The 8,038-nt window shown below is 62.0% G+C and carries 11 protein-coding genes; 4 read left to right on the top strand and 7 right to left on the bottom strand.

Translation table 11 applies throughout. The features are described from left to right. Positions 1-197 (top strand): energy transducer TonB (locus RTX98_RS10655; protein ID WP_312796489.1); only part of this gene is annotated, 197 nt, incomplete at its 5' end. Positions 198-330: 133 nt separating this feature from the next. Continuing rightward, positions 331-1,215: an alpha/beta hydrolase gene (locus tag RTX98_RS10650; protein ID WP_312796488.1), complete on the top strand. Its 885-nt coding sequence runs from the start codon at positions 331-333 to the stop codon at positions 1,213-1,215. An 18-nt stretch (positions 1,216-1,233) separates the two neighbouring features. Here the strand turns inward: RTX98_RS10650 and RTX98_RS10645 are convergent, their stop codons facing one another. Continuing rightward, positions 1,234-2,055, bottom strand: a complete 822-nt coding sequence (locus RTX98_RS10645; RefSeq protein ID WP_189504203.1) for a ferredoxin--NADP reductase — start codon at positions 2,053-2,055, stop codon at positions 1,234-1,236. A gap of 282 nt (positions 2,056-2,337) precedes the next feature. Here RTX98_RS10645 and pncA point away from each other — a divergent pair, with 282 nt between their 5' ends. Further along, positions 2,338-2,937 carry a bifunctional nicotinamidase/pyrazinamidase gene (gene pncA, locus RTX98_RS10640; RefSeq protein WP_312796487.1) on the top strand — a complete coding sequence of 200 codons (600 nt, stop codon included), beginning with the start codon at positions 2,338-2,340 and terminating at the stop codon, positions 2,935-2,937. A gap of 92 nt (positions 2,938-3,029) precedes the next feature. Then, positions 3,030-4,337, top strand: coding sequence for a nicotinate phosphoribosyltransferase (gene pncB / locus RTX98_RS10635; RefSeq protein WP_312796486.1), 1,308 nt, complete (start codon positions 3,030-3,032; stop codon positions 4,335-4,337). Positions 4,338-4,347: 10 nt separating this feature from the next. Here the strand turns inward: pncB and RTX98_RS10630 are convergent, their stop codons facing one another. From RTX98_RS10630 to RTX98_RS10605, 6 genes are all read right to left on the bottom strand, one after another. Beyond that, positions 4,348-4,749: a type II toxin-antitoxin system VapC family toxin gene (locus RTX98_RS10630; protein ID WP_312796485.1), complete on the bottom strand. Its 402-nt coding sequence runs from the start codon at positions 4,747-4,749 to the stop codon at positions 4,348-4,350. Beyond that, the gene (locus tag RTX98_RS10625) at positions 4,746-4,979 is read right to left on the bottom strand and encodes an AbrB/MazE/SpoVT family DNA-binding domain-containing protein (protein WP_312796484.1); all 234 of its coding nucleotides are present in this window, start codon (positions 4,977-4,979) and stop codon (positions 4,746-4,748) included. Before RTX98_RS10625 ends, RTX98_RS10630 begins: the two co-directional genes overlap by 4 nt. A 66-nt stretch (positions 4,980-5,045) precedes the next feature. Continuing rightward, positions 5,046-5,750 carry a glutathione S-transferase N-terminal domain-containing protein gene (locus RTX98_RS10620; protein ID WP_312796483.1) on the bottom strand — a complete coding sequence of 235 codons (705 nt, stop codon included), beginning with the start codon at positions 5,748-5,750 and terminating at the stop codon, positions 5,046-5,048. Positions 5,751-5,817: 67 nt separating this feature from the next. Then, complete coding sequence (locus RTX98_RS10615; RefSeq protein ID WP_312796482.1) at positions 5,818-7,029, bottom strand: beta-ketoacyl-[acyl-carrier-protein] synthase family protein; 1,212 nt, start codon at positions 7,027-7,029, stop codon at positions 5,818-5,820. Between the two features lie 8 nt (positions 7,030-7,037). Next, positions 7,038-7,292: an acyl carrier protein gene (locus RTX98_RS10610; RefSeq protein WP_189504216.1), complete on the bottom strand. Its 255-nt coding sequence runs from the start codon at positions 7,290-7,292 to the stop codon at positions 7,038-7,040. Positions 7,293-7,505: 213 nt separating this feature from the next. Next, positions 7,506-7,976 carry a hypothetical protein gene (locus RTX98_RS10605; protein ID WP_312796481.1) on the bottom strand — a complete coding sequence of 157 codons (471 nt, stop codon included), beginning with the start codon at positions 7,974-7,976 and terminating at the stop codon, positions 7,506-7,508. Positions 7,977-8,038 lie beyond the last annotated feature (62 nt).

The following is an 8,038-nucleotide window of genomic DNA, read 5'->3' as shown; positions in this document are numbered from 1 at the left end:
GCATCCGCGGCACGGGGACGGTGGTGATCTCGTTCTCGGTCGGCGGATCCGGCGCGGTCAGCAATGTCCGCGTGGCACGATCCTCCGGCAATCCCGAGATCGATGCCGCCGTGGTGGGCGCCGTGCGCGGCATTTCCGCTCCCCCGCCGCCCAGCGGCAGCCAGAGCGTGACGATCCCGGTTCTCAAGGATCGCTGACGCAACGTCTCGGTTGATAGGCAACGGCGCGCGCAACTTTGCCGCGCTGTTTGTCGTTGCTAAGCGCTGAAGCGCGGTTTCACCCGGATGGAAAAGAGCGGCACTTCTTCTCGCCGTTCAATCCGGAGCTGTCATGTCCCTGCTGTCGCGCGCCAAACTGCTGTTCCTGCTGATGCCAGCCATGCTCGGCCTGTCCGGCTGTTCTTCGCTGGGCGTGCTGAATGCGGTGCTTCTCAAGGATAGCGGCTCGACCCTGGCTGCGTCCGATGTTTCGTATGGGCGTGATGAGCGCCAGAAGCTCGATGTTTATGCGCCGAGTGATGAACCTGCCAACACCAAGCGGGATGTGGTGGTGTTTGTTTACGGCGGCTCATGGGACAACGGATCGCGCAGCAACTATTCCTTTGCCGGCCGGGCCTTTGCCGCACAAGGCTATGTTACGGTGATCGGCGATTACCGGCTGGTGCCTGAGCATCCGTATCCGGATTTCGTTCAGGACACGGCTTCCGTGGTCGCCTGGGCGCATCGCAACGCCGCCCGCTTCGGCGGCGATCCCGATCGCATCTTCCTGGTCGGCCATTCCGCCGGCGCCTATAACGCCGCGATGGTCGCCTTCGCGCCGGATTTCCTCCAGGCGGCAGGCGTGTCGCCGCGCGTGGTGAAGGGGTTCGCTGGGCTTGCTGGCCCGTATGACTTCGTGCCGCTCGATGCAGACGCCAGTGTCGCGGCGTTCGGTCATCTCAAGCCATCCGAGTTGCGCTTGAGCCAGCCGGTCAATCGGATCACCAGCGGCACTTACGCGCCGCCTGCCTTCCTCGCCACCGGTGCGGACGACACGACCGTGCGCCCACGCAACACCGAACAACTGGCCAAGGTTCTTCGCGACCATGGCCACCAGGTCGAAACCAAGTTCTATCCCGACCTCGGCCATGCCGGATTGGTGCTGGCGCTGAGCCGACCTCTACGCGGCAAGGCACCGGCGCTGGATGACGTCGTGGCTTTCTTTCGAGGCCTGTAGGCTTAAGCGTCGGCTCGATCAGCCGACGAAAGCGCGTTCCACGACGAAATCGGCCGGCGCGTTGTTGGCGCCTTCCACGAAGCCGGCCGCTTCCGCGATGTCCTTGACGTCGTTCAACATCGCCATCGAGCCGCAGATCATGATGCGGTCCGTTGCGCGATCGAGCGGCGGAAGACCGAGATCGGTGAAAATCGTACCCTCGGTGAGCAGCTTGGTGATGCGGCCCATGCGCGGCGAGGTTTCGCGCGTCGTGGTGGCATAGTAATGCACGCGCCCCTCAACCAGCTCGCCGATCAGCGGATCTTCGCGCACGCCGGAAACCAGCTCGTTGCCGTAGCGCAGATCGGCCACGTCGCGGCAGGTATTGGTGACGATGACCTCTTCGAACTTCTCATAGGTTTCGGGATCGCGCAGCAGGCTGGCAAACGGCGCAAAACCCGTGCCCGTGGCGATCATGTAGAGACGCTTGGCCGGGCTGAGCGCATCGAGAACCAGCGTTCCCGTCGACTTCTGGCGCAGCAACACCGTGTCACCCGGCTGGATCTTCTGGAGATGCTGGGTCAGCGGACCGTCCGGCACCTTGATCGAGTAGAACTCAAGCTCTTCATCCCAGGCGGGGCTGGCAACCGAATAAGCGCGGAAGATCGGCTTCGCGGCATTCGGCAGACCGATCATCGCGAACTCGCCGGAGCGGAAGCGGAACGTTGTCGGCCGCGTCATGCGGAACGAGAACAGGCTGTCCGTATAGTGGGTAACCGACGTGACGCGCTCTGCATAAACATTCGCGGGAATCGGGAAAGCCGTGGTCGTGGCGTCGAGCGCCAGGGCTGCGTTCTGCATGCATCCATCCAGTTGCTGGTCGGGTCGCGCACTGCGCGGAACGGCGACCGGAAAAGCCGCCTCTTTGCCTGCGGGGTGATTAAACCAAGATACCCCGGCGAGCAAGGTTTGCGCCCGGTCTGCCGTGCTAAATGTGAGCGGCAAGGTAAAGGATTGTTCCGCGTATCCATGCTTTGAAAGAACGCTGATCCGCGCACCCCTGCCACGTGGAATAAACAACTCGCCGCCTTGCGCTTGGCGAACGGGTTGTCCACCTTGCATGCGCAACTGAGGAGTATCGTCATGACATCCGAGGCCCTGATCGTCATCGACCTGCAAAACGACTTTTGCCCCAGCGGCGCGCTGGCGGTTCAAGACGGCGATGGCATCGTGCCGCTGGTCAATACGCTGATCGCCGAGGCCGATCATGTCGTGCTGACGCAGGACTGGCACCCGGCCGGCCATTCCTCCTTCGCCTCGTCGCACGAGAACAAGGCGCCTTATGACACGATCCAGATGCCCTACGGCCCGCAAACGCTGTGGCCGGATCATTGCATCCAAGGCAGCGACGGTGCCGCCTTTCATCCCGACCTCGACTGGACCAAGGCCGAACTTGTGATCCGCAAGGGTTTTCGCGCGTCCGTAGACAGCTACTCCGCTTTCTTCGAGAACGATCACACAACGCCAACCGGTCTTGCCGGCTATCTGCGCGAGCGCGGGCTTACCACTCTCACTTTGTGCGGCCTGGCGACGGATTTCTGCGTCGCCTTTTCGGCGATCGACGCGGTGAAACAAGGCTTTGCCGTCCGAGTTCGTCTGGACGCTTGCCGCGGCATCGATCTCGGCGGCTCCATGGCCTTCATGCTGGACGAAATGCGCGGCGCCGGCGTCGTGCTGGCCTAAACCAAAAGCGGCTTCCGGCACGCCCGGCTTGCTTTTCTTTTGTTATCGAGAAGCTTAAACAAAGCCCGCAACTGCGGGGAGATAAAACCGTCATGGCACGAACAGACATCGCGCGACGGGTCTACAACCACACCTGGAAAGTCGACCCCATCATCCGCAGTCTGCTCGACACGGATTTCTACAAGCTCCTCATGCTGCAGATGATCTGGGCGCTGTACCCGGATGTCGACGCCACCTTCTCCCTCATCAACCGCACCAAGAAGGTGCGGCTGGCCGAGGTGATCGACGAAGGCGAGTTGCGCGAACAACTCGACCATGCGCGCACCCGAACTCTGTCGAAAAAGGAGCTGATCTGGCTCGCGGGTAACACGTTTTACGGCCGCAAGCAGATCTTCCAGCCTGAATTAATTGCCTGGCTCGCCGACTTCCAGCTGCCGGACTACGAGCTGGCGCGCTCCAGCGACGGTCAGTACGAGCTGACCTTCCATGGCAAGTGGAAGGAAACGACGCTGTGGGAGATCCCCGCCCTCGCCATCATCAACGAGCTGCGCTCGCGCTCGGCCCTAAAGGCCATGGGCCCCTTTGCGCTCGACGTGCTTTATGCGCGCGCCAAGGCCAAGACCTGGGACAAGGTTGAGCGTCTGCGCACCCTGCCCGACTTACGCATTTCCGACTTCGGCACCCGCCGCCGGCACTCGTTCTTGTGGCAGCGTTGGTGCGTGGAAGCGCTGAAGGAAGGCATCGGCGAGGCCTTTACCGGCACCTCCAACGTCCTGCTCGCCATGGACACCGATCTCGAAGCGCTCGGCACCAATGCGCATGAACTGCCGATGGTGGCCTCCGCGCTGACCACCAGCGACGAAGCGCTGAAGGCCGCGCCCTACAAGGTGCTGCAGGACTGGAACACGCTGTACGGCGGCAACCTGCTGATCGTGCTGCCTGACGCTTACGGCACCGCCGCCTTCCTGCGCAACGCGCCGGATTGGGTCGCCGACTGGACCGGCTTCCGCCCCGACAGCGCCCCGCCGATCGAAGGCGGCGAAAAGATCCTGACCTGGTGGAAGGAACACGGCCGCGACCCGCGCGAAAAGCTGCTGATCTTTTCCGACGGGCTCGATGTCGACACGATCATCGACACCTACAAGCATTTCGAAGGCCGCGTACGCATGTCGTTCGGCTGGGGCACCAACCTCACCAACGATTTCGAAGGCTGTTTGCCCGTCGACAGCGACCGCCTCGATCCGATCTCGCTGGTGTGCAAGGTCACGGAAGCCAACGGCCGTCCGGCCGTGAAGCTTTCCGACAACCCCAACAAGGCCACGGGTGAGCCAAGCGAGATCGCGCGTTACATCAAGCTGTTCGGCACGGAGGATCGCACTGTGCAGGCCGTCAAGGTGTGAGATTGCTCGCTTAGGGTGCGATCAACTCGACACCCGGAAAATAGGTCCGGTAGTGGCGGGGATCACGCGTCAGCAGCGGCAGACCCTCCACCTGGGCGTGCGCGCCGATGAAGAAGTCCGGCAGAACACCGGTACGCGTCCCACCGCGTTTGCGATAGGTCTGAAACGCCTTGCCAGCGAGGAAGAGGGCTGGCCGAGAGAGCGGCTGCACCAAAGGTCCTGCATCTGCTAGAAAGGCGTCGAGATCCTCTCGCCTCGCGAAACCAACAGAAAGCTCAGAGTAAACCACGTCGACGATAAGCAGCCGACACCGCGATCGTGCTTCGGCAAGAGCTCTAAAGGACCATTGCGCCCAAGCATCCCCCTTCAACAGATCGAGGAAGATGTTGGTGTCGATCAGTGTAGCCGTCACACTTCGCCTCGAGACATCTCCATGATTTCGTCCGTCGTTGGCCCATCACGAAGATACCCAATCCATTTGGCAAGAGAATCCGCTGCCGGCGCCTCGTCAGACTTCACCACCACAACCTTGCCACCCGCATCCGTCTCGAAATCCACCGCCATCCCTGGCGTAATCCCAAGCTGCTCGCGCACGGCCTCGGGCAGGCGCACCAGTCCGTCTTCTCTCACAATCTCCGACATTGCAGCCTCCGTGTTCCGCATCAAGGTAATGCGGAACGCGGGTCATCGCTAGCCTTGCGCTGTAAGTCAGACGCGCGCGGGGATGTTCAGGCCCTTCTGGCTGGCCGGCCGTTCTTCAGCGCGCGACACCCAGTCCTGCACGTTGCGAAACGCGCCGAAGCCGAGTTCGTCGCCGGCCTTGTAGAACACGGTCAAGCCGCGCACCCACGGGAAAATGGCAATGTCGGCGATCGTGTACTCGTCGCCCATGATCCACTGGCGCCCCTCAAGGCGCTGTTCCAGTACGCCGAGCAGGCGTTTGGTCTCGTCGCGGTAGCGTTCCATCGGCCGCTTGTCTTCGATCGCCTTGCCGGCATGGGCGAAGAAGTAGCCGAACTGGCCGAACATCGGTCCGATATGGCCGACCTGGAAGAAGGTCCATTGCAGCGTCTCGTAGCGAAGTGCCGGATCAGCGGGCAGGAGCTTGCCGGTCTTCTCGGCGAGATAAGTCAGGATCGCGCCGGACTCGAACAGACCGAGCGGCTTTCCGCCCGGGCCGTTCGGGTCGATGATCGCCGGGATCTTGCCGTTGGGGTTGAGCGCCAGAAACTCCGGCCCCCAGGTCTCGTTTTTGGTGATATCGACCTTGTGCGCCTCGTAAGGCAGGCCGAGTTCTTCCAGCGCGATGGAAGCCTTCACGCCGTTCGGCGTTGGAAACGAATAAAGCTGGATACGATCGGGATGCTGGGCTGGCCAGCGCTTGGCAATCGGAAAGGGAGAAAGATCGGTCATTGGGTAATCCTATGAGATCGGCAACGTCACCGACATAGGACTCACCAATGGCTTTTCACAGTGGGGCTCAAACCGCCTTGAGTGCGATCACGGCGTTGGTGCCGCCAAAGGCAAAGGCGTTCGACAGCGCGGCGCGAACAGGACGCTCCTTGGCGACGTTGGGCGTAACATCGAGATCGCAGACCGGATCGGCTTCGCGATAGCCGATGGTCGGCGGCACGATTCCGTCGCGGATCGCCATGACGCAGGCGATCATCTCGAGCGCGCCTGAAGCGCCCAGCGCATGGCCGTGCATGGACTTGGTCGAGGAAATAGACAAGGCGCCCGCAGCGTCGCCGAACACGCGCTTGATCGCCTGCGTTTCGATCTGGTCGTTGGCTGATGTGCCGGTGCCATGCGCGTTGAGATAGTCGACGTCTTCAGGCGAAAGGCCGGCATCGCGCAAGCAGGCGGCCATCGCCGCGGCCGGACCGTCAACCGTCGGCGCCACGATGTCGGACGCGTCGGCAGACAGGCCGACACCCGCCAGTTCGGCAAGAATGGTCGCACCGCGCGCTTTGGCATGGTCTTCGGTTTCCAGAACCACCATGCCGGCACCCTCGCCGATCACCAGACCCTGGCGGTCGGCGGAAAAGGGGCGGCAGACATCCGGCGACAGGACCCTGAGCGCTTCCCAAGATTTCAAAACGCCGAAAGACAGCGGCGCATCGGTTCCGCCCGCCAGCATCACATCGGCGCGGCCAAGTAGAAGCTGATCCAGGGCGGAGGCAAAAGCATGGTTCGAAGAGGAACAAGCCGATGTCACACCGAACACCGGGCCGCGCAAACCCAGTTCCATGGAAACCTGGCCGGCCGGCGCGCCGGGCATGATGCGCGGCACGGTGAAGATGTTGGTGCGCGGCTTCTTCTGGACGAGAACCGCATCGTAGTTTTCATCGGCCGTTTCGGCACCGAAGACCCCGACGCCAACCGCCGCCCCGACGCGATGCGTGTTGCCTTCGTCAATCACCAGACCAGCCTGGGCGAAAGCCTGTTTTGCCGCAAGCACCGCCAAAAGGCTGAAACGATCCATGGTGATCAGCCGGCGCCGATCCAGGCCATGATCGGGCATTGCCTTGATCTCGGCGCCGACCCTGACCTGCAGCGCCGACGTGTCGACGTTTTCCAGCTGGCCGATGCCGGACTTGCCGGCTTTCATGGATGACCAGATCGCATCGACATCGTTGCCAAGCGCGCAAATGCCGCCGATGCCGGTAATGACGATACGCGGTCTTGCCATGGGATTGATCAGGCTTTCGCTTCAACGAGCTTGCGCACGGCAACGACGATGTCGCCGACATTGCGCAGGTTATTCCAGGCTTCGGCCGTGTTCATCTCGACATGGATGCCGTATTCGTCCTCGATATCGAAGATGATTTCCGTCAGTTCCAGGGAATGGATGCCGAGCGAGGTCAACTCGCTTTCGGGCGTGACGCTGCCCGGTTCAAGCTCGCCATGGCGCTCGATCTTCGCAATGATGTCGTTGGCAAGCGCGTCAGCCATTGAAGCCCATCCACCCGTTTGACCGCGCTCGCTTAAACCGCAGCGCTGGTTCATGATGCGGCTTCGAAGATCGAGTGTGCCGCTTGTTCACCGGTATAGGAGACGTGCAGGCTGCAACGCAACCGTGCATTCCTGTCCCCGGCACGCGCAGCGCTCACCCTTTTCTCAAAGCTGAGGCAAAGCGTTACCGGCAACAACCATAATCCCGGTATTTTATTGCGCAGGCTTTGCGGCAGCGTAGATGACGGCCTTGCTGTCGCTGAACTCCACCGCCACGACATCGCGCAGGAGGACCTGCCGCGAGTTGAGGGCGTGATACAGCATCGCGCTGCCCTCGATTTCCTGCCGCAAGCGCTGGATATCCGCATCGCGCTCCGTCAGCTTTGCCTGGATCGCATCGGGCGGTCCGCCTTCCGTTGGTGCGCTGTCAGCCAGAAACACGATCTCGACCTGATCCAGCTTCGTCGTCTTGCGGACGGTCGAAATGTTGTCGGCAGATTTGTCGATCGCGGCAATGACTTTGCCGGGATCGGCGGCCGCCTGCGTTTCTTCCTCACGCACGGGCGTACCCACGATGGCCTCGATCGTTTCAGGGCTTTCCAACCCTTGCGCGACAGCCGCCTCGGTATTCAGGAGCGCAAGAAGGGCGGCTGTTGAAGCCAGAATCTGGGCGTGGCGCACCATGGGATGGGACCTCGTTCTTGGGCCGTGCTATAGAGGTTGAAGATCCCCAACGACGACAGGGT

The sequence above is a fragment of the Tianweitania sp. genome (assembly GCF_032053605.1).
In the GTDB taxonomy this organism is placed as follows: Bacteria; Pseudomonadota; Alphaproteobacteria; order Rhizobiales; family Rhizobiaceae; genus Tianweitania.
Note: the sequence above shows the minus strand (reverse complement) of the source record. Positions and strands in the feature narration are given on the sequence as shown.

Excerpts from the sequence above, each read along its gene's own strand:
- RTX98_RS10605 (WP_312796481.1), bottom strand. The coding sequence starts at position 7,976 with ATGGTGCGCCACGCCCAGATTCTGGCTTCAACAGCCGCCCTTCTTGCG.
- pncB (WP_312796486.1), top strand. The coding sequence starts at position 3,030 with ATGGCACGAACAGACATCGCGCGACGGGTCTACAACCACACCTGGAAA.
- RTX98_RS10615 (WP_312796482.1), bottom strand. The coding sequence starts at position 7,029 with ATGGCAAGACCGCGTATCGTCATTACCGGCATCGGCGGCATTTGCGCG.
- RTX98_RS10645 (WP_189504203.1), bottom strand. The coding sequence starts at position 2,055 with ATGCAGAACGCAGCCCTGGCGCTCGACGCCACGACCACGGCTTTCCCG.
- RTX98_RS10625 (WP_312796484.1), bottom strand. The coding sequence starts at position 4,979 with ATGTCGGAGATTGTGAGAGAAGACGGACTGGTGCGCCTGCCCGAGGCC.
- RTX98_RS10650 (WP_312796488.1), top strand. The coding sequence starts at position 331 with ATGTCCCTGCTGTCGCGCGCCAAACTGCTGTTCCTGCTGATGCCAGCC.
- RTX98_RS10610 (WP_189504216.1), bottom strand. The coding sequence starts at position 7,292 with ATGGCTGACGCGCTTGCCAACGACATCATTGCGAAGATCGAGCGCCAT.
- pncA (WP_312796487.1), top strand. The coding sequence starts at position 2,338 with ATGACATCCGAGGCCCTGATCGTCATCGACCTGCAAAACGACTTTTGC.
- RTX98_RS10620 (WP_312796483.1), bottom strand. The coding sequence starts at position 5,750 with ATGACCGATCTTTCTCCCTTTCCGATTGCCAAGCGCTGGCCAGCCCAG.